Raw genomic sequence first — 399 nt, forward strand, 5'->3', positions numbered from 1 at the left:
CTCGACACTGGCGTGGGTCAGGCCAACGGGTCATTGACGTTCAATGCCGACGGCAGCTATACCTTCACGCCGGGTGCTGACTTCGACAGTCTGGCCGAGGCTCAGAGCCGCAAGGTCACGTTCAGCTACACCGCCACCGATAACGATGGCGGCGTTAGCGAGCCCAAGACGGTCACCATTACCGTCACGGGCACCAACGATGCGCCGGTGGCCGTGGCTGATACCCAGACTACCGGCGAGAACACCGTTCTCAACGGTCAGGTTCCGGCGGCATCGGATGTCGATGGCACCATCGCCGGTTACGACCTGGCGACGGATATCGGCGCTGGCAACGGCAGCCTGACGTTCAGCGCAGACGGTTCCTACAGCTTCGCCCCCGGCACTGACTTCGACGCTCTG

General features: G+C 63.2%; 1 protein-coding gene. It reads left to right on the forward strand.

What is annotated here, in order from left to right; genetic code table 11:
• The coding region (locus DOM58_RS17095; RefSeq protein WP_188113833.1) for an Ig-like domain-containing protein at positions 1 to 399 on the forward strand (399 nt) is incomplete at both ends.

This window comes from Salinicola halophyticus (assembly GCF_003206695.1).
Lineage (GTDB): Bacteria > Pseudomonadota > Gammaproteobacteria > Pseudomonadales > Halomonadaceae > Salinicola > Salinicola halophyticus.